18 protein-coding genes are annotated in these 18857 nt (G+C 58.6%); 10 read left to right on the forward strand and 8 right to left on the reverse strand.

From position 1 onward, the window contains the following. Positions 1-5: 5 nt before the first annotated feature. The gene (map, locus tag ACOAP0_RS00460) at positions 6-815 is read right to left on the reverse strand and encodes a type I methionyl aminopeptidase (RefSeq protein WP_087493911.1); all 810 of its coding nucleotides are present in this window, start codon (positions 813-815) and stop codon (positions 6-8) included. A 158-nt stretch (positions 816-973) separates the two neighbouring features. Here map and purL point away from each other — a divergent pair, with 158 nt between their 5' ends. From purL to ACOAP0_RS00475, 3 genes are all read left to right on the forward strand, one after another. Then, complete coding sequence (purL, locus tag ACOAP0_RS00465) at positions 974-4999, forward strand: phosphoribosylformylglycinamidine synthase (RefSeq protein ID WP_498376066.1); 4026 nt, start codon at positions 974-976, stop codon at positions 4997-4999. A 130-nt stretch (positions 5000-5129) separates the two neighbouring features. Further along, on the forward strand, positions 5130-5768 hold the full coding sequence (locus ACOAP0_RS00470) for an NAD(P)H-dependent oxidoreductase (RefSeq protein WP_498391284.1): 639 nt from the start codon (positions 5130-5132) through the stop codon (positions 5766-5768). After that, positions 5765-6001: a hypothetical protein gene (locus ACOAP0_RS00475; protein ID WP_232459909.1), complete on the forward strand. Its 237-nt coding sequence runs from the start codon at positions 5765-5767 to the stop codon at positions 5999-6001. Before ACOAP0_RS00470 ends, ACOAP0_RS00475 begins: the two co-directional genes overlap by 4 nt. 3 nt (positions 6002-6004) lie before the next feature. Here the strand turns inward: ACOAP0_RS00475 and ACOAP0_RS00480 are convergent, their stop codons facing one another. Further along, positions 6005-8023, reverse strand: coding sequence for a peptidase U32 family protein (locus tag ACOAP0_RS00480; protein WP_498376064.1), 2019 nt, complete (start codon positions 8021-8023; stop codon positions 6005-6007). Between the two features lie 59 nt (positions 8024-8082). Here ACOAP0_RS00480 and ACOAP0_RS00485 point away from each other — a divergent pair, with 59 nt between their 5' ends. The 4 genes from ACOAP0_RS00485 to ACOAP0_RS00500 are packed head-to-tail and all read left to right on the forward strand — an operon-like array spanning position 8083 to position 9783. Beyond that, positions 8083-8844, forward strand: coding sequence for a glycosyltransferase family 2 protein (locus ACOAP0_RS00485; protein WP_498376063.1), 762 nt, complete (start codon positions 8083-8085; stop codon positions 8842-8844). Beyond that, a complete protein-coding gene (locus tag ACOAP0_RS00490; RefSeq protein WP_498376061.1) occupies positions 8811-9029 on the forward strand; it encodes a hypothetical protein in 219 nt (72 codons plus the stop codon). The genes ACOAP0_RS00485 and ACOAP0_RS00490 overlap by 34 nt, the downstream gene beginning before the upstream one ends. A gap of 9 nt (positions 9030-9038) precedes the next feature. Further along, positions 9039-9461 carry a GtrA family protein gene (locus ACOAP0_RS00495; protein ID WP_498376060.1) on the forward strand — a complete coding sequence of 141 codons (423 nt, stop codon included), beginning with the start codon at positions 9039-9041 and terminating at the stop codon, positions 9459-9461. After that, positions 9454-9783, forward strand: coding sequence for a hypothetical protein (locus ACOAP0_RS00500; RefSeq protein WP_498376058.1), 330 nt, complete (start codon positions 9454-9456; stop codon positions 9781-9783). Before ACOAP0_RS00495 ends, ACOAP0_RS00500 begins: the two co-directional genes overlap by 8 nt. 5 nt (positions 9784-9788) lie before the next feature. Here the strand turns inward: ACOAP0_RS00500 and ACOAP0_RS00505 are convergent, their stop codons facing one another. Then, positions 9789-11321, reverse strand: a complete 1533-nt coding sequence (locus tag ACOAP0_RS00505; protein WP_498376057.1) for a hypothetical protein — start codon at positions 11319-11321, stop codon at positions 9789-9791. Positions 11322-11341: 20 nt separating this feature from the next. On the opposite strand from ACOAP0_RS00505, the gene ACOAP0_RS00510 reads away from it, so the two are divergent. Together ACOAP0_RS00510 and ACOAP0_RS00515 are read left to right on the forward strand one after the other, a co-directional pair. Continuing rightward, the gene (locus ACOAP0_RS00510; RefSeq protein ID WP_498376056.1) at positions 11342-12517 is read left to right on the forward strand and encodes an MFS transporter; all 1176 of its coding nucleotides are present in this window, start codon (positions 11342-11344) and stop codon (positions 12515-12517) included. 21 nt (positions 12518-12538) lie between these two features. Continuing rightward, positions 12539-13285, forward strand: a complete 747-nt coding sequence (locus ACOAP0_RS00515; RefSeq protein WP_498376055.1) for an acetyltransferase domain-containing protein — start codon at positions 12539-12541, stop codon at positions 13283-13285. A 52-nt stretch (positions 13286-13337) separates the two neighbouring features. Here ACOAP0_RS00515 and ACOAP0_RS00520 read toward each other — a convergent pair whose 3' ends face one another. From ACOAP0_RS00520 to ACOAP0_RS00540, 5 genes are read right to left on the reverse strand one after another with little or no spacing between them, the layout of a single operon-like run. Continuing rightward, positions 13338-14120 carry a foldase protein PrsA gene (locus ACOAP0_RS00520; protein ID WP_498376054.1) on the reverse strand — a complete coding sequence of 261 codons (783 nt, stop codon included), beginning with the start codon at positions 14118-14120 and terminating at the stop codon, positions 13338-13340. A gap of 21 nt (positions 14121-14141) precedes the next feature. Next, positions 14142-14438, reverse strand: a complete 297-nt coding sequence (locus tag ACOAP0_RS00525) for a BolA family protein (RefSeq protein ID WP_481873314.1) — start codon at positions 14436-14438, stop codon at positions 14142-14144. Next, the gene (locus tag ACOAP0_RS00530; RefSeq protein WP_087493903.1) at positions 14435-15016 is read right to left on the reverse strand and encodes a septation protein A; all 582 of its coding nucleotides are present in this window, start codon (positions 15014-15016) and stop codon (positions 14435-14437) included. The genes ACOAP0_RS00525 and ACOAP0_RS00530 overlap by 4 nt, the downstream gene beginning before the upstream one ends. Then, positions 15013-15420, reverse strand: a complete 408-nt coding sequence (msrB, locus tag ACOAP0_RS00535; RefSeq protein ID WP_498376053.1) for a peptide-methionine (R)-S-oxide reductase MsrB — start codon at positions 15418-15420, stop codon at positions 15013-15015. Before msrB ends, ACOAP0_RS00530 begins: the two co-directional genes overlap by 4 nt. Before the next feature lie 42 nt (positions 15421-15462). After that, positions 15463-16947 carry a protein adenylyltransferase SelO gene (locus tag ACOAP0_RS00540; RefSeq protein WP_498376052.1) on the reverse strand — a complete coding sequence of 495 codons (1485 nt, stop codon included), beginning with the start codon at positions 16945-16947 and terminating at the stop codon, positions 15463-15465. Positions 16948-17084: 137 nt separating this feature from the next. On the opposite strand from ACOAP0_RS00540, the gene ACOAP0_RS00545 reads away from it, so the two are divergent. Beyond that, on the forward strand, positions 17085-18713 hold the full coding sequence (locus ACOAP0_RS00545) for a 3-(methylthio)propionyl-CoA ligase (protein ID WP_498376051.1): 1629 nt from the start codon (positions 17085-17087) through the stop codon (positions 18711-18713). Positions 18714-18857: the final 144 nt, after the last annotated feature.

An 18857-nucleotide genomic window follows, 5' to 3' on the forward strand; every position in this document is an offset into this window, starting at 1 on the left:
GGGCGTCAGGCGGTCACAAAATCTGGCGTCGCAGGACTGCCGGCGGAAAGGGTCAGCACCTCGTAACCGGTCGGCGTGACCAACACCGTGTGCTCCCACTGTGCCGATAAAGAGCGGTCCTTGGTGACAATGCTCCAGCCGTCTTTTTCAGGACCGTCCTTGATCTCTTTGCCACCGGCATTGATCATGGGCTCGATGGTGAAGGTCATGCCTTCCTTGAGCTTTTCCAGTGTCCCGGGGCGGCCGTAGTGCAGCACTTGAGGCTCTTCATGGAAGACCTGACCGATGCCATGTCCGCAAAACTCGCGCACCACGCTGAAGCCCTTGCCTTCAGCAAATTTCTGGATGGCATGGCCAATGTCACCGAGGTGGACCCCGGGCTTGACCATCTGGATGCCCACCCACATGGCTTCGTAGGTAATGGAACACAAGCGCTTGGCCGCAATGGAGCAATCACCCACCAGGAACATGCGGCTGGTGTCGCCGTGCCAGGTGTCTTTGATGACAGTGACGTCGATGTTGACGATGTCGCCTTTTTTCAGCTGCTTGTCATTGGGAATGCCGTGGCACACCTGCTGGTTCACCGAGGTGCAGATGGACTTGGGGTAGGGCGTGTTGCCGCCACCGGTGTAGTTCAGGGGTGCGGGAATGGCGCCTTGCACCTGCGTGATGTAGTCGTGAGCCAGCTTGTCGAGCTCGTTGGTCGTCACGCCGGGTTGGACGAAGGGCGTGAGGTAGTCCAGTACTTCGGAGGCCAGTTTGCCCGCGATACGCATGCCGGCAATGCCTTGGGCGTCTTTGTAAGTGATAGTCATGGGGCAGGATTATCCCATCCGGCGGAGCCGCGCGAGCCGGTGGGTAAAAGCGGCGTCCACTGGCGGGTAAAATCCGGAGCTTCCATGCGCGTCCCCAGTCAGCGGCCGTGTGTGGATCACCACTCCCCAACGCTCCAGCCCATTACAAGGCCACCATCGTGACCCTGCACATCACCTCTTTCGAGGGCGGTAACGCCCTGAGCAATTTCCGTGTCCAACAACTCCTGCCCGCCTTGGAAGGTGTGAGCGACAAGATTTCCGGCATTGCTGCCCGTTTTGTGCACCTGGCCGCCACCGAAGTGGCTCTGGACAAGCCCCTGGCTGACAAACTGGCCGCCTTGCTGACCTATGGTGATCCGTACACCGGTCCGTCTGAAGGCCCCGCGATCGTGGTGAGCCCCCGTTTCGGCACCGTGAGCCCATGGGCCTCCAAGGCTACCGACATCGCCCACAACTGCGGCCTGGCAGTGAAGCGCGTAGAGCGTCTGGTGGAGTACCGCCTGACCTTGAAGAACGGCCTATTGAGCAAAAGTGCTCTGACTCCGGAGCAGCTCCAGGCCGTGGCCGCCCTGCTGCACGACCGCATGACCGAGAGCGCCATGTTGGATCGCGCTCAAGCACAAGAGCTTTTCAACGCCCTTCAACCCGCGCCCATGGACCATGTGGACGTGTTGGCCGGCGGCAAAGACGCCTTGGTGAAAGCCAACACGCAATTCGGTTTGGCCCTGGCCGCTGATGAGATTGACTACCTGGTGAACGCCTTCACCACGCTGGGCCGCAACCCCACCGACGTGGAACTGATGATGTTTGCGCAAGCAAATAGCGAGCATTGCCGCCACAAGATTTTTAACGCCCAGTTCACCATCGACGGCGTGGCGCAAGACAAGAGCATGTTCGGCATGATCCGCAACACGCACCAGCTGCACCCCCAGTACATGCTGGTGGCGTACTCGGACAATGCCTCGGTGATGGAAGGTGTGCAGGTCGAGCGCTTTACAGCCAAATCGGCCACTGGCGCAGGTGCAGTGAGCGCGCCAAGCTACGAAAAGCATAGCAAGACCAACCATATCCTGATGAAGGTGGAAACCCACAACCACCCCACAGCCATCTCCCCATTCCCCGGCGCCTCTACGGGTGCGGGTGGCGAAATCCGTGACGAAGGTGCGACCGGCCGTGGCTCCAAGCCTAAAGCAGGCCTGACCGGCTTTACCGTCTCCAAGCTATGGGGAAGCACACTGGGCAAGCCCGAGCACATTGCCAGCCCGCTGCAAATCATGGTGGAAGGCCCCCTAGGCGGCGCGGCGTTCAACAACGAGTTCGGCCGACCCAACCTGCTGGGCTATTTCCGCGAGTACGAGCAGACAGTTGCTAGCGATGTGGACACCGTGGCACGCGGCTACCACAAGCCCATCACGATCGCGGGTGGCCTCGGCATCATCGATGCCGACCAGACCCACAAGATTGAATTCCCCGCTGGCAGCCTGCTGATCCAGCTCGGCGGCCCCGGCATGCGCATCGGCATGGGCGGCAGCGCCGCCAGCTCCATGGCCACCGGCGCCAACGCGGCCGAGCTGGACTTTGACTCGGTGCAACGCGGCAACCCCGAAATCGAACGCCGCGCCCAGGAAGTGATCAACCAGTGCTGGATGCAAGGCGAGCAGAACCCCATCTTGGCCATCCACGACGTAGGCGCGGGCGGCCTGTCCAACGCATTCCCCGAGCTGACCAACGACGCAGGCCGTGGTGCGCGCTTTGACCTGCGTGCCGTCAAGCTCGAAGAGTCCGGCATGGCACCCAAGGAAATCTGGTGCAACGAGAGCCAGGAACGCTATGTGCTGGCTATCGCTCCCGAGTCGCTGGCGCAGTTTGAAGCGCTGTGCGAGCGCGAGCGCTGCCCGTTCGCGGTGATTGGTGTGGCGACCGAAGAGCGCCAGTTGCAACTGGTGGACGAGGGCGCGGAGTCTCCGGTGGACATGCCAATGAATGTGCTGCTGGGCAAGCCGCCCAAGATGCACCGCGATGTGAAGACCGTGGCTCGCCAGTTCAAACCGCTGGACCTGACGGGTGTGGACCTGCAAAAAGCCGTGATCGACGTGCTGGCGCACCCCACCGTCGCTTCTAAGCGATTCCTGATCACCATCGGTGACCGCACCGTGGGTGGCCTGACCCACCGCGACCAGATGGTCGGCCCCTGGCAAGTGCCGGTGGCGGACTGCGCGGTCACTTTGGCTGACTTCAAAGGCTTTGCCGGTGAAGCCATGTCCATGGGCGAGCGCACGCCGCTGGCCGCGTTGGATGCACCCGCTTCCGGCCGCATGGCGGTGGCTGAAGCCATCACCAACCTGCTGGCTGCCCCCATCGACTTGCCACGCGTGAAGCTGTCCGCCAACTGGATGGCCGCCTGCGGCGAACCCGGCGAAGACGCGGCGCTGTACGCCACCGTGAAGGCCGTGGGCATGGAGCTGTGCCCGGCTTTGGGTATCTCCATTCCTGTGGGCAAGGACAGCCTGTCCATGCGCACCCAGTGGAAGGACGAGGGCAAGGACAAGAAAGTCACTTCCCCTGTTTCCCTGATCGTGAGTGGTTTTGCCACCTTGCAAGACGTGCGCGGCACGCTGACGCCCCAGCTCAACGCGACTGAAGACACCACATTGGTGTTGGTCGACCTGGGCAAAGGTCAGCACCGCATGGCCGCCAGCATCCTGGCGCAGACCCTGGACCAAGTCGGCGACAAGGTGCCCGATCTGGACGACGCCAAGGACTTGGTGAGCCTGGTCAACGCGGTAAATGCATTACGCGCCAAGGGCCAGGTGCTGGCTTACCACGACCGTGGCGATGGTGGTCTGCTGGCGACCGTGGCCGAAATGGCCTTTGCCGGTCGCGTGGGTGTGGCCCTGAATGTGGACATGCTGGTCACCGAGGGTGACGGCATTTCGGACAGCCGCATGGACGTGGGCGACAGCAAAAACTGGGCAGGGCAGGTGGGTGCCCGCCGTGAAGAAGCCACGCTCAAGGCCCTGTTCAGCGAAGAGCTGGGCGTCGTGTTGCAGGTGCGCACGGCAGAGCGCTCGGAAGTGATGGCCACTCTGCGCGAGCATGGCTTGTCCAAGTTCAGCCACTTCATCGGCAAGACACGTCCGGCAACCGATGCCATTGCTGCTGGCAAGGGCGAGCTGCAAATCTGGCGCGATGCCAAGAGCATCTTCAGCGCCAAGCTGGCCGACCTTCACCAGGTGTGGGACGCCGTGAGCTGGAAGATCGCTCAGCAGCGCGACAACCCTGTTTGTGCCGATGCCGAACACGCCGCAGCCGGCGCTGAAAACGATCCCGGCATGCATGTTTACATGCCAAATAAGGCCCTGGCGCTCGTGGAATATGCGCAAGCAGCTATCAAATCAGGAGCGCCTGCCATCCTCACGAGCCGACCCAAGGTGGCCGTGCTGCGCGAGCAGGGCGTCAACTCCCATGTTGAAATGGCCTACGCCTTCACAGAAGCCGGATTTGAGGCCTATGACGTGCACATGACTGACTTGCAGACCGGACGCGCCAAACTGCAGGACTTCAAAGGCGTGGTCGCTTGCGGCGGTTTCAGCTACGGCGACACCTTGGGTGCCGGCATCGGCTGGGCGCGCAGTATCACGTTCAACGACGTGCTGTCTGAGCAGTTCAAGGCCTTTTTTGCCCGCCAGGACACTTTCGGCTTGGGCGTGTGCAACGGCTGCCAGATGTTTGCCGAGCTGGCCGACATCATCCCCGGCGCGCAAGACTGGCCGCGCTTCACCACCAACCAGAGCGAGCGTTTCGAAGCCCGTCTCTCGCTGGTGGAAGTACTGGAGTCACCGTCCTTGTTCTTCACCGATCTGGCCGGCATGCGCCTGCCGATTGCGGTGGCGCACGGTGAGGGCTACGCCAACTTCAAGTACCGTGGCAATGCCGACAAGGCTATCGCCGCCATGCGCTATGTGGACAACACCGGTGCAGCGACCGAGGCCTATCCGTTCAACCCGAACGGCAGCGCCGGTGGCTTGACCGCGGTCACCACCGCAGACGGCCGCTTCACCGCCATGATGCCGCACCCCGAGCGTGTGTTCCGCAACATCCAAATGAGCTGGACCAGCTTGGACAAGAGTGAATTCAGCCCCTGGATGCAGCTGTGGCGCAATGCGCGCAAGTGGGTGGGTTAATCCCCTGAGCGGGACGTCAGTTTGAATCAAGGGGCCTGCGGGCCCCTTGTTTTTGGATTTACAGTCCCCAGCTGTCGACTTCCGGCTGCAGCCAAGGTGGTTGCCGCCTCTCAACTTTAGAAAGTACCTGATGTCCGATCTGATCAGCAAACTGCAGTGGCGCTACGCTGCCAAGAAATTCAATCCCGCCAAGGCAGTCCCCCAGGAAAAGCTGGACCGTATCCTGGAAGCTGTCCGCCTGACCGCCACCTCAAGCGGCTTGCAGCCCTATGAAGTGATTGTGGTGAGCAACAAGGAAGTGCGTGAAAAGATCGTGCCGGTTGCCTGGAACCAGGCGCAAATCACCGATGGCTCACACCTTCTGGTATTTGCAGCATGGGACAACTACACTGCGGACCGCATCAACATGATGTTCGACCTGGTGAACACCGAACGCGGCTTTATCAATGAAGGTTGGGAAAACTACCGCAAGATGATTCTGGGCACCTTCGTGCCCCGTGATGCCGAGGTGAATTACCAGCACGCTGCCCGCCAGGCCTACATTGGCGTGGGTACTGCACTGATTGCTGCGGCGGAAGAACAAGTCGATGCCACCCCTATGGAAGGTTTTGACCCCAAGGCCGTGGACGAGATCCTGGGCTTGGACAAGCGTGGCCTGCGCAGCGTGGTGATCATGCCTTTAGGCTACCGCGCCGATGAAGGTGATTGGTTGGTCAACCTGAAGAAGGTGCGCCGCAGCCGCGACAACTTTGTGACCGAAGTGAAGTGATACGCCTGCGCCGTCTGATCCAGCCGAGCAAAGCAGCCTTTTGGCTGATGCTCGCGCTCAATGGATTGTCGACGGCGCTGGTCTGGATTGTTCAGAACCGCAACCTGTCACCGATCGCTTCGGTGATCGTCGCGGTTTTTGCCATTGGCAATGCGGTGCTGGGCCTGCGGTTTGCGTGGCATCTGCTGAATTCACCTGCAGAAAACGAAGGCCCGACGCCGGGCCCGCGCTAGCCCTTAGTGCCCGAACTCCTGCTTGGGTCGGGTCTTGTGGAAAGTCATGGGCACGCCCTGTGCCGCTTCCAGCAGCTCTTTGCGACTCTGGTTGGCCACACTGGTTTTCATCTTGCCCACCACATGCATTTCGCAGGGTTTGCAGTCAAAGCGAAGAGTGAGCTTTTCTTTGCCGTTGATGAGTTGTAAAGGCTCCGCCTTCACTTGGCCTTGCACACCGGTCACGCCTTTGGCCTGCTTGGGGCAAAGGCTTAATGAGAAGCGCACGCAGTGCTTGGTGATCATCAGGCTCACCTCACCCAGTTCTTCCACCGCCTCATAGGCCGGGGCAATCACTTTGACACCATGCTTGGCGTAAAAGCCGTGGGCCGCCTGGTTGAACACATTGGCCAGATAGCTGAGCGTGTCTTCGGGGTAGGCCACAGGTGGCTCCACGGCAACACCGGGAAGCAGGCGCACAAAACCCGCTGCGCGGGCGCACTCCAGCGCTTCCACTGCTTCACGCCGCAAAGGGTTGAGCACAGAGGCGGGCACAAACCAGGGTTGGCTGAACTGCACTTGCACATCGAGCGCCGAAAAGATGGTTGCGCCCATTTTGCTGACGTTGTCCTTCAGCGTATCCATCGCCGTGCCAGTATCCTTGGCCAGCTCGCGGGGCAGGGTGGTGCGGGCGGTGGCGGTGAAGCCGTCTTCATCGGTCAGGGTGAGGGCAATGCCATCCGGGACTTCGCCCAACACGGCCCATACGCCGATGCGCCGGTCACTGCTCTTTTTGTCGAGCGTGCGGGTCCAGTTCACATCACGGTTGCGGTTTACCTCCACGCCTTTGCGCAGGTCTTTGAAACCGGCCATCAGGTCTTTGGGGAACACGCGCCACAAGCCCTTGGCCGCGTTGATGGATTCTGCGCGGTTGATGGCCAAGCCCACCAGTTCTTTTTGCAGGTCGTAATAGCACAGGCCATCGCCATTGCTTAAGTGTTTGCTGCGGTCCATCAGCTCCAGTTCCACGCTGTCGGCATTGACCTTGGTGACGTAGCCTATGGGCTGGCCCGGGTTCTTGGGAGTGTCGAATGCCCCGATGTCGATCTGGCGGCCCTGCACAAAGTAGTCGGTGAACTCGCGGTTGAAGTTCTGGTTAGGGTCGGGCTCGAAGGTGAAGGTGGTGCTGCCACTGCTGCTTCGGGCCAAGGGTTGGTCAGAGTAATGACGGTCCTCGATCAGCCGGTCCAGCAGCTTGCGGTAGTGGGCGGTGATGTTTTTCACATAGCCCATGTCCTTGTAGCGCCCTTCGATCTTGAAGCTGCGAATCCCTGCGTCCACCAAAGCGGCCAGGTTCTCGCTCTGGTTGTTGTCCTTCATGGACAGCACATGCTTGTCGTGGGCCACAAAGCGGCCCTTGTCGTCCACCACCTGGTAGGGAAGGCGGCAGGCCTGGCTGCATTCGCCCCGGTTGGCGCTACGCCCGGTGTGGGCTGTGCTGATGTAGCACTGGCCACTATAGGCCACGCACAGAGCGCCGTGGATAAAGAACTCCAGCGTGCACTGCTCCGGATCGGTCGCCGCGCGGATGGCGGCTATCTGCTTGGTGGTGAGCTCGCGGGCCAACACGATTTGACTCAGGCCCACGTCTTGCAAAAAGCGCGCTTTTTCAGGCGTGCGTATGTCGGTCTGGGTGCTGGCATGCAGCTGGATTGGCGGCATGTCGATGGTTAGCAGACCCATGTCCTGAACGATGAGGGCATCCACGCCAGCTTCATAGAGTTGCCAGGCCTGCTTGCGCGCAGGCTCCAGTTCGTCATCCCGCAGGATGGTGTTCATGGTGACAAAGACGCGGCTGTTGAAGTGGTGCGCGTGCTGCACCAGCCGCGCGATGTCGGCCACGCTGTTGTCGGCGCTCGAGCGGGCCCCGAAGCCGGGGCCGCCGATGTAGACCGCATCGGCGCCATGGTTCACGGCTTCGATACCGATGTCAGCCGTGCGGGCAGGCGCCAGCAATTCGAGTTGGAAATCTTGCAAAGACATGGGGCGGAATTATCCCGCAGCGCCCTTTAGAATCCAACGCACATCCGAAGAATCCCCGAATGACTCCGCAAAGAAAACTGGTTTCCATTATTGCTCCGTTCTATAACGAGGAAACTGGCGTCGAGCTCTTCTACAGCGCTATTGCTGCGGCTATCGAACCGATTCAACACGTTGACTTCGAGGTTATCTGCGTAGATGACGGCAGCCGAGACGGTACCTTGCCGATGTTGATTTCTCTGTCTCAACGAGATCAACGCTTCAAGGTGATTGAGCTGTCGCGCAATTTCGGCAAAGAGGCGGCGTTAACTGCGGGTTTGGATGCCGCAGCAGGTGATGCCGCGATCCCCATTGATGCGGATCTTCAAGATCCACCGGAGTTGATTACTCAGATGGTGGACGCTTGGCTGAGTGGCTATGACGTAGTGTTGGCCAGGCGCATTGACCGGAGTTCGGATGGTTTTCTCAAACGCAAGACAGCGGAGATGTTTTACCGGATTCATAACCGGTTCTCTTCCGTTCAGATTCCTGAGAATGTGGGAGATTTTCGTCTGATGGATCGGACGGTGCTGGACGCACTAAGGCAACTCCCGGAGCAACAGCGCTTTATGAAGGGCTTGTTTGCATGGGTAGGGTTTAAAGCGACCACAATTGATTACGCGCGCCAGGTCAGGTCTGCGGGCAGCAGCAAATTTTCCGGATGGAAGCTCTGGAATTTTGCATTGGAAGGCATCACAAGCTTCAGCACATCACCATTGAAATTCTGGTCTTATCTGGGTGGAGTGGGGCCTTGGTCAGTCTGCTTTATGCTCTGTTCATTGTGATCAGAACCGTGGTCTTCGGCGTCGATTTGCCGGGGTACGCATCGCTTTTAGTTGCCACTATCTTTTTCGGCAGCGTCCAACTCATCAGTGTCGGGATGTTGGGTGAATACATCGGTCGCATTTACATGGAGTCCAAGCGCCGTCCCTTGTACATTGTGCGCCGCCGTCACGATTCGCAAGGCTGAAGCCGACCAATGTTGACCCGCCGGTTCGTCAGATTCGCTGCCACTGGGGTTTTTAACACTCTGTTGCATGCAGCAATTGCGGCTGCGTGGATCCACTTCGTCTCGTACCGGCCCAGTGTCGCCAATGGGGTGGCCTTTGTGGTGGCAACGGTGGTTTCATTTTTTATCAACACGCTCTGGAGTTTTTCCAGCTCGTTAGACCGGGTGGTGATGCTGAAATTCGTGGTGGTTGCACTTATCGGTTTACCTATTGCAGCTGGCGTCTCAGGTCTGGTGGATGCTTTGGGATTCCCTTACCAGGCAGGGATAGCCGCGGTGGTGTGTGTCATGCCGCCAGTGAACTTTCTCATGCATCATTTCTGGACTTACCGCCATACACACAACCCGACATTGCCCATCCACGAATCCCCAGAAAGACCGAACCATGAGTGATATCCCCAAAACCGGAACAAGCTTCGTTACCAAAGTTATCGTCGTGGTGGTTGCCATTGGTGCATTGATATCGTATCTGACACCCAATACCGATGGGTTGGCCCGCTTTGATACTGCCATTAACCGTATTTTCATCCTCTCGTTTGTGCAAAACCCCGAGGGCCTCTTCATGGCCAGTGAGATCTGGGAGAGTGAAAAGCGGTATGACTTTGCGATCCGGGAGATGCGTCTTGCTATCGGTCTTTTGGAAATGCACAATGCAGACGCTGCTGTGATCAAGCGCTACAAAGATCGGCTGGAGTCACTCCGTCAAATGAAGTGACCCATTCAGACGCGGGGGGACTTGAACCTGTACTGATTGAAGTCAACCTTGATGGTGCAATTCAAGCCGTCCAATGCTTTGGACCTGTATTCAACCTTCGTTTCTAACGTCTCGGTCAAGATTCCAGACCAGTATCGGTCATCGCCTGACACCTTTTCAGGTGCATTGAGTCCGCATATCAGGCTCTTCTGAGTTTTCAGAAGTGCCGATCCGCGGAGATCGGCAATGGCGTCACTCCAAAGCCTGGCGTCACGGCGGTTGATTTCAGCCAGATTGCTCCAGCGAACATAGTTGTCGCAGGCAGAGGTTGAAAGCAGTGCCACCACGATCGCGTAGAGCGCCTTCTCTTGCATGGCTTTGCTACCACCCGTGAGCTGCATCAAACCGATCGAGATCAAAATGGCCAAAGGGAAGGAGCTGAAATAGTTGCCCACATAGTGCGGGTCCTCTGCAGCCCACTGGCGATAGGATTCAACAAAACCGTGCAAAAGGTTAGGGCAGAGAACAAAGAACGCAATGATGAGCAAAGGTAAAGGCCTTGCAAGGCGCGCACCCGACTCTTCTAGCTCTGGGCGTGGTAGCAGAAAAAGTGCGCCGAATGCAATGCACGTTGCGAACGCCACAGAAAGCCACAAGTTGTAATCCGCAGAAACCCCGGGAATAAAGTTGGCCAAGGCTTTTGGTTGGAAATGGAAACCATTGATAGAAAACCTGTAAACCGTAAGAGCAATATCAAGGGGGTTTCCGCCCACATCCAAACCTCTGCCCGGAGTGGACTGAAATTTGCGGTAAATCACATAAGCGGCAATGTAAGCAGTGACTACGAGTGGCAGCATCCAGTTCTTTTTCATAAACTGGAACAAAAGGGCGCTCCACCCACGCACATCGAGGCTGGCAGGCCATGGTGAGCGCAAACGACTTAAAAATACGACCGGAAAAATCCCCGCATAAAACAGCATGGGTTCGTATGCCAACAGCGAAAAACCAAACAACAAGTAGGGCCCAATAACCACCCGATCTGGCCGGTTGGAGTCGAGGATATGCAGGTACCAGATCAAGCCTGCAAACAAGGCGGCAAACTGCAAGTTGAACATCAGCAGAAAGCCATGGAACGGGCTGTAGTAGCCGGGGCTGACATCAATTAATGCCAGCCAGACAAGTCCGACCAACAACCCCGGCACACGCCCGAACAGCCGACAGCAAAACACAACAAATAGAACGAATACTGCACCATTCACCAACATCTTGGTGCTATTGGCGACTATCCAATTGCCTGACTGATAGGGCAAGCCAGCCAGCAGATTAATGGGGACCAACCAGAAGCGGCCTTGTGCCGATGCTGTATCCAAAACCTCCTGAAAGGTGGACCGGGTAATCCAGGGGTCGTCGGAGTTGGACAGCATCATTCCCCAGTGCTGCCCCACCAGCAGGCACAAACCCAAGACCAAAAGAATACTGACTGTTTTCGGGTGGCTTGCGATTGCTTCACCCGTCTTAAGAGCCGACTTGATATTCATGGCCGGAATGGTAAGCGACATCGCTACACTCACCCGCTCCCATGAGCACATTACCCACTACCCATTGGCCTCGCATTTTCCTGTTGTGGGGCTGTGGCATTCTGGCGGCCCTGCAGTTCGCCAAAATCTCCCTCGCTTTCCAGCTCCTCCAAACCCACTATGGAGTGAGCGCCGCACAGATGGGGTGGGTACTGTCGATGGTCGGGGTGGTGGGGCTGACTCTGGGTGTCAGTATGGGCTTGCTGGCTACCAAGGTCGGGTACCGGCGGCTGCTGGCAGGTGGTTTGTCGCTGGGGGCCGTTCTGGCTGCGCTTCAAGCGCTGGATTTGCCCTTTTATGCTTTCTTTGCAACCCGTGTGCTCGAGGGCGCCTCCCATCTGTCCGTGGTGGTCGCTGCCCCCACGCTGATGGCGGCTGCAGCCGGGCCACAACACCGCTCGGTGGCGATGGGCTTGTGGAGCACCTTTGTAGGTACCGCGTTTGCCTTGTGCGCCGCCTTCGGCCCCTCTTTTCTGGCGTTGTACGGCGTTCAATCGCTGTTTGCCTTGCATGCGGCACTCTTGTTTCTGGCAAGCGCAGGGGTCTGGCGCTTAGTTCCTGAAGACGCTGCGCGTATGCCGGATCCCGTGCGCACCAGTCTCTTGGCGCGCCATGTGCGCATCTACACCCAGTGGTCCACGGCCTTGCCGGGCCTGTGCTTCTTTTGCTACACCGGCATGGCCGTCGCATTGCTGACCTTTCTGCCCCAAGCCTTACCGCCCGGCCAACAGTGGGCCGCTGCAGCGTTGCCGTTTACCGGCATGGCAGGCACCTTTGGTGCGGGCTGGCTTACGCGGCGCCAAAGCCCCATGCGCCTGCTTCGCTGGGTGTATCCCTTGCTGGCCTTGGCGGGTATTGCTTGCGCTTTGGCAGCGTCTGCCCAATGGGGTTACACGGCAGCTGCTTTGTTGCTGATGGGTGTCTCCGGATTGGCGGGAGGCACGGCCTTCGCGTTGATTCCGTTTTTGAACAAGGATGCGGCACAACAAGCGCGTGCCAACGGGGCTGTCGCCCAGATGGGCAATCTGGGGGCGACCTTGGGCCCGCCCACTTTTGCGTTTGTTCTGACTCAGCAGCCCACATGGGGACTCGCACTTCCGGTAGTGGTTCTGGCTGTGCTCGGAAGCACCATCTTGCGTTGGGGCAGGCGCCAACAAGACATCCGGGTTGTGCTCTGAGCTGCCGTTTAGACTGTCGGCATGACAGTTCGCCGCTTTGAGAATCTGGATGCGATCCGTGGTTTCGCCATGGTGTGGATGACGGTCTTTCATTTCTGCTTCGACCTGAACAACGCCCGCGTCATCCAGCAGGATTTTCATCACGACCCGCTCTGGACCTGGCAGCGCACCTGCATCCTGAGCCTGTTCCTGTTGTGCGCCGGGGCAGGGCAGGCTATTGCACAGCGCCAAGGCCAAAGCTGGCGCCAGTTCGGTCGGCGATGGCTGCAGATTGCGGGTGCGGCCGGACTGGTATCGCTGGGGTCATGGTTCATGTTTCCCAACAGCTACATCTATTTCGGGGTGCTGCACGGCATGGCCGTCATGCTGCTGCTCGTGCGCCTGATGGCACCGTTGGGTGTGTGGTGTGCAGGCGCCGGGGGGCTGGTTATTGCTACGCATTTGATAGCTGGTCGCGCATTATCCACGGGCGCCAGCAGCTTGTTCGGCTTGGATTTTGATGCGCGTGGGCTGAATTGGCTGGGTTTGATTACCCGCTTGCCCATCACTGAAGACTATGTGCCCTTGTTCCCTTGGCTGGGCGTGATGTTGCTGGGATTTGCGGGCATGCAGTTGCTGCTGAACCGATCCCCCAATCTGCCCCCCAAAACGCCCGGCACCAGAGCCCATAGGGCATTGGCCCGCTTGGGCCGCTACAGCCTGAGCTACTACTTGCTTCACCAGCCGGTGATGCTGGGCCTCTTGTGGCTGGCCGGCTTTGGGTTTTAGGCAACAAAAAAGCGGCCTGAGCCGCTTTTTTGGGTGAACCGGAGTTCCGGACTTATTCGACCTTGGCTTTGGCGCGCAGGTCTTCCTGGAACTTGGCCAGCTTTTGCTGTTGCAGCTGCTGGGCGATCTGGGGCTTCACGTCTTCGTACTTGGGCAGCTGGGCTTCACGCACGTCTTCCAAACGGATGATGTGGAAACCGAACTGGGTTTTGACAGGGGCGTCTGTCATCTTGCCCTTGGACAAGCCGGTCAGCGCGTCAGAGAACTCTTTCACGTAGCTGCTGGCATTGGCCCAATCCAGGTCACCACCATTGGCGCCGGAGCCCGGGTCCTTGGAGTTCTTTTTGGCCAGATCTTCAAACTTGGCGCCTTTTTTGAGCTGGGCAATCAGGGCTTTGGCCTGGTCTTCTTTTTCTACCAGGATGTGGCGTGCGCGGTATTCCTTGCCGGCGTTGGCAGACGCGAATTTGTCGTACTCTGCCTTGGTCTCTTCGTCAGTGACAGGGTTCTTCTTCTGGAAGTCGCCGAACAATTCACGGATCAGGATGGACTGCTTGGTCAGCTCCAGCTGGTTCTTGTATTCGTCGCTGGCGTCCAAGCCGCGGGCCTGGGCTTCCTGCACAAAGATTTCGCGGGCAATCACTTCTTCCCGCAACTGACCTTGCATTTCAGGGGTCACAGGGCGACCGGAACGGGCCACCTGCTGGGCCAAGGCATCGATGCGTGTCTTGGGAACTGCCTTGCCGTTCACGATGGCGACGTTTTGCGCCATGGCGGAGGAGGCGACCACCATCAGGCTGGCTGCAGCCAAGGCGGACAAAATGTACTTCTTCATACCGTTTCCTTCAGGAATGCTTTAAATCTGAGAGTTGCCAGAGGGCGAGGCTTCGGCCTCAATGGCCAAGGCGTGCAGGCCCTGATCAATGAAATCTTGCAACGAATCATACACAAGGCGATGCCTTGCTACGCGGCTCACACCGGTAAATAAAGGTGAAGCAATCTTCACCCGGAAATGGGTTCCAACCCCGCTGTCATTGGCCCCGACGTGGCCTGCGTGCTGGTAGCTTTCGTCGATCACCTGAAGTGTTACAGGTTGCAAACGTTCGCGCAGCCGTTGCTCGAGGTTGGCGGCGGTGGGTACGTTGGCGCTCATGGGGTGGGCGGGTCCTGCTTGGAGTCATCGCCTTTCAAGTAAGGCGAAATGTAGAGCCCCTGTCCGATCAGAAAGGCCAGCGGGAACACATAGCCCCAAAGCTTGAAATTGGCCCACGCGTCTTCGCTGAAATAGGCGGCGACATAGCCGTTGCTGATCGCCATGAAAGCGGTGTAAGCAATCCAGGCGATGTTGAGCTTGTGCCACACGGCGTCTGGCAGTTCCAGCTGGCTGCCCAGCATGGACTTCAAGAAGTTGTGCTTCATGCCCCACACGGCCACGGCCAGTGCGATGGCCATGCCCGCGTACAACACCGTGGGTTTCCACATGATGAAGCGTTTGTCGTGCAATACCAAAGTGATAGTGCCGAACACCAGAATCATGCCCAAGGTGATCTTGTGCATGGTGGTGAGCTTTTTGTCGATCCAGTAAATGATCGCCATCTGGGCCACCGTGGCGGCCATCAGCACCGGGGTGGCAAAGTAAATGGCTTCGTCTTTGCTGATGCCAAACCAGTCATGCAGCTTGTAGGCTGCGAAAAACAGCAGGATGGGGATGAAGTCGAGTAAGGTTTTCATTCTGGCGTGAAGTGTAGCGAGGCCGAGTTCATGCAATAGCGCAAACCGGTCTCGGTGGGGCCGTCGGGAAACACATGGCCCAGATGCGCGCCGCATTGGCTGCACACCGTTTCTACCCGCACCATGCCGTGGCTGCGGTCGGTGATCTCGGTAATGGCGCCCGGGATCGCCAGCGAGAAGCTGGGCCAACCGCAATGGGCGTCAAACTTGGTGTCCGAGTTAAACAGCTTGGCACTACAGCACATGCAGTGGTAGCTGCCGTCGGCCCAGTGGGCCTCAAACTTGCCGGTGAAGGGGCGCTCGGTGGCAGCGTGGCGCGTCACTTGGTATGCGACCGGCTCGGCCCCTTTTTCGGCCAACAAGGCTTTCCATTCGGCGTCGGTTTTCTGGATGGGGAATGTCATGGGAACTCCTTCAATAGGTGGATGCACAGCAGCCCTGAAAGTTCAGGAACTGCAGCTGATGGAGATTTGCGCGGCCCAGTCCGGGGGAAAGCCTGCCCACGCATCGAACTCCCTGTGTTCGTCGTACGGCGCCTCCAGAACTTTCAGCAAATCAGCCACCATGCTGAAATCTTTTTGCCGCGCCGCTTGAATAGCTTGCTCGCCCAAGTGATTGCGCAGCACAAACTTCGGGTTCGATTTAAGCATCAAATTTGCCGCTGGCGCTCGTGGAATATGCGCGAGTAGCTCTGAATATGATAGCAACCAGGCATCAAAACCGGCCCTATCTAGGAAGAGGTCGCGCACCGAATTGCCTGCCGAGGCTTCATCCCGCACCCAGTGGCTCAGGCGGCGCCAGAAGATTGTGAAGTCCACTTTGTCAGCGGCCAGCAGCTTCAGGATGCCCTCAATCACCGGCTTGTGCGCCTCTTGCACTTCGCTGAAGCCCAGCTTGGCTGCCATCCGTTCCGCAAATGCGCGGGGGTAGATGTCCTTGAAGGTCTCCAGCGCGGCAATCGCATGCTCCTGCTCGTCAATCAAAGGCATCATGGCCTGGCCCAGGCAAAACAGGTTCCAGTAGGCCACATTCGGCTGCTTGTAGAAGGCGTAGCGGCCGCCCGTGTCAGAGTGGTTGCAGATATGACCGGGGTCGTAGGCATCCATGAACTGGAAGGGGCCGTAATCGATGGTCAGGCCCAGGATGCTCATGTTGTCGGTGTTCATCACCCCATGGCAAAAGCCCACCGCTTGCCAGCGCGCCACCATGTGGGCGGTGCGCTCCGTCACGGCGGCAAGCAGCGAGACGTAGGGGTTGCCGTTCCAGCGTGCGTCAGTGCGGCAGTCGGGGTAGTAGTGGTCGATCACAAAGTCGGCCAGGATTTTCAACTCGCCCGGCATCCCGTGGTGGCAAAAGTGCTCAAAATGCCCGAAGCGGATGAAGCTGGGGGCCACGCGCGTCACCACAGCCGCAGTCTCAATCGTCTCGCGCCGCACCGGAGCATCCGACCCGGTCACGCACAGCGCGCGCGAGGTGGGGATGCCTAAGCCGTTCATGGCCTCGCTGGCCAGAAACTCGCGGATGCTGCTGCGCAATACCGCCCGGCCATCGCCCATGCGGGAAAACGGTGTCAGCCCGGCGCCCTTGAGCTGCACCTCCAAGCCATTCAGTTCCCCCAACAAGATGGCACGGCCATCACCCAGTTGCCCGGCCCATTGTCCGAACTGGTGGCCGCTGTACACGCTGGCCAACGGTTCACTGCCCTGTAGAAGCCGGTTGCCCGTAAGGGCTTGCAGCACTTCTGGGTTGTCCAGATGGCTCGCATCCAGCCCTGCCCAGCGGGCGGCTGATGCGCTGGTGCCTACCCAATAGGGAGCGGGCAGGGGCGTGGGTTCCAGAGGTGCGTAGAAAGCTTCACCGAGGCCCGCGAAGCGGTTATTCCATGGGAGAGAGAGGTCCAGCGGCTCTGGCGCGGGTGGCAAATGAGGCATATGTGAATTGTCCCGCATATGACTAATTCAGCGTCTCCAAGGGGACTTGCGCGCAGTACTATGTGTGTCGCCGGAGTTGCAAGCGCATGTTTCCAGCGTTGGTGTGATCCCCATAAAACTTAGATAGAGGTGACTTGATGTTAGGTCTGATGCAAAGCCAGCAGTTGCTGATCTCCACCTTGATGGACTTCGCCGAGCGCCACCATGGCGAAGGCGAAGTGGTTTCGCGCAGGGTCGAAGGCGATATCCACCGCACCAACTACCGCGAGGTCGCCGCCCGTTCCCGCAAAGTCGCAAATGCTCTCGATGGTCTGAACCTCACCTTCAGCGACCGTGTGGCCACCTTGGCCTGGAACGGTTACCGCCATCTGGAGCTCTATTTCGGGGTGAGCGGGTCCGGTCGTGTGTTGCACACTCTGAACCCGCGCTTGCACCCGGACCAGATCGTCTGGATTGCTAACCATGCCGAAGACCAGCTGCTGTGCTTCGACATGAGCTTCCTGCCCATTGTGCAGGCCGTGCATAGCCGCTGCACCACCATCAAGCATTTCATTGCGCTCTGCGATGCGGACAAGTTGCCAGCGGACTCCGGTATTCCCGGTCTGCAAAGCTATGAGGCCTGGATCGCCCAACAGCCCGCCACCTACACCTGGCCCGAGTTTGACGAGAACTCCGCCTCCAGCATGTGCTACACCAGTGGCACTACCGGCAACCCCAAGGCAGCGTTGTACAGCCACCGCTCCACCATCCTGCACGCGTTCTCCAGCGCCCTGCCGGATTCGCTGAACATGAGTGCCCGTGACTCGGTGTTGCCCGTAGTTCCCATGTTCCACGTCAATGCCTGGGGCCTGCCTTACTCGGCTGCCATGACCGGAGCCAAGCTCGTGTTTCCCGGCCCTGCGATGGATGGCAAATCCATTTTCGAATTGATCGAGGCTGAGAAAGTCAGTTTCGCAGCAGGTGTGCCGACCGTGTGGCAGATGATGTTGTCGCATGTGCAAGCAGGAGGGCTGCGGTTCTCAACCCTGAAGCGCACGGTGATTGGTGGCTCTGCCTGCCCGCCGGCCATGATCACTGCCTTTAATGATATTTACGGTGTGGAAGTGCTCCATGCTTGGGGTATGACCGAGATGTCCCCTTTGGGCACGGTTTGCACCTTGAAGAACAAGCACCTGACCCTCGATCCCGCAGAAAAAATGAAGGTTCGCCTCAAGCAAGGCCGTGGGATTTATGGTGTGGACATGAAGATTGTGGACGGCGAGGGCGCCGAGTTGCCCTGGGATGGCAAAGCCTATGGGGACTTGCTGGTTAAAGGACCGTGGGTCATCAGCGAGTATTTCAAAGGCGAGGGCGGCTCGCCGCTGGTGAATGGTTGGTTCCCCACCGGGGACGTTGCCACGATCGACCCCGATGGTTTCATGCAAATCACCGATCGCAGCAAGGACGTGATCAAGTCCGGCGGTGAGTGGATCAGCTCCATTGATGTGGAAAACATTGCCATGGCCCATCCTGCAGTGGCCATGGCCGCCTGCATTGGCATGAAACACCCCAAGTGGGACGAGCGCCCCATCATTGCGGTGGTCAAAAAGCCGGGCAGTGAAGTCACCCGTGATGGGCTGATTGCTTTTTACGACGGCAAGACCGCCAAATGGCAGGTGCCGGACGACGTGGTGTTCGTCGAAGCCATTCCTTTGGGGGGCACGGGCAAGATGCAGAAGACCAAGTTGCGAGAACTATTGCGTGACTACAAACTGCCCAATACCTGAGTTGGTTCCGGGCGGGAAAAACAGGTATTTTCCCTAGGGAAAACCCTTTGTCCCAGCGGTGACAAAGGGGCTTTGCGAGGCGGGCAAAGTCCCTACAATCTTTAAAAAAAGAACGATCGTTCTATTTTGAGATAAACCTCACCC

It is taken from the genome of Curvibacter sp. Hmag1.1 (assembly GCF_059769165.1).

Coding starts and splice junctions, on each gene's coding strand:
- map (WP_087493911.1), bottom strand. CDS start 815: ATGACTATCACTTACAAAGACGCCCAAGGCATTGCCGGCATGCGTATC.
- ACOAP0_RS00470 (WP_498391284.1), top strand. CDS start 5,130: ATGTCCGATCTGATCAGCAAACTGCAGTGGCGCTACGCTGCCAAGAAA.
- ACOAP0_RS00480 (WP_498376064.1), bottom strand. CDS start 8,023: ATGTCTTTGCAAGATTTCCAACTCGAATTGCTGGCGCCTGCCCGCACG.
- ACOAP0_RS00485 (WP_498376063.1), top strand. CDS start 8,083: ATGACTCCGCAAAGAAAACTGGTTTCCATTATTGCTCCGTTCTATAAC.
- ACOAP0_RS00495 (WP_498376060.1), top strand. CDS start 9,039: ATGTTGACCCGCCGGTTCGTCAGATTCGCTGCCACTGGGGTTTTTAAC.
- ACOAP0_RS00500 (WP_498376058.1), top strand. CDS start 9,454: ATGAGTGATATCCCCAAAACCGGAACAAGCTTCGTTACCAAAGTTATC.
- ACOAP0_RS00505 (WP_498376057.1), bottom strand. CDS start 11,321: ATGTCGCTTACCATTCCGGCCATGAATATCAAGTCGGCTCTTAAGACG.
- ACOAP0_RS00510 (WP_498376056.1), top strand. CDS start 11,342: ATGAGCACATTACCCACTACCCATTGGCCTCGCATTTTCCTGTTGTGG.
- ACOAP0_RS00515 (WP_498376055.1), top strand. CDS start 12,539: ATGACAGTTCGCCGCTTTGAGAATCTGGATGCGATCCGTGGTTTCGCC.
- ACOAP0_RS00520 (WP_498376054.1), bottom strand. CDS start 14,120: ATGAAGAAGTACATTTTGTCCGCCTTGGCTGCAGCCAGCCTGATGGTG.
- ACOAP0_RS00525 (WP_481873314.1), bottom strand. CDS start 14,438: ATGAGCGCCAACGTACCCACCGCCGCCAACCTCGAGCAACGGCTGCGC.
- ACOAP0_RS00530 (WP_087493903.1), bottom strand. CDS start 15,016: ATGAAAACCTTACTCGACTTCATCCCCATCCTGCTGTTTTTCGCAGCC.
- msrB (WP_498376053.1), bottom strand. CDS start 15,420: ATGACATTCCCCATCCAGAAAACCGACGCCGAATGGAAAGCCTTGTTG.
- ACOAP0_RS00540 (WP_498376052.1), bottom strand. CDS start 16,947: ATGCCTCATTTGCCACCCGCGCCAGAGCCGCTGGACCTCTCTCTCCCA.
- ACOAP0_RS00545 (WP_498376051.1), top strand. CDS start 17,085: ATGTTAGGTCTGATGCAAAGCCAGCAGTTGCTGATCTCCACCTTGATG.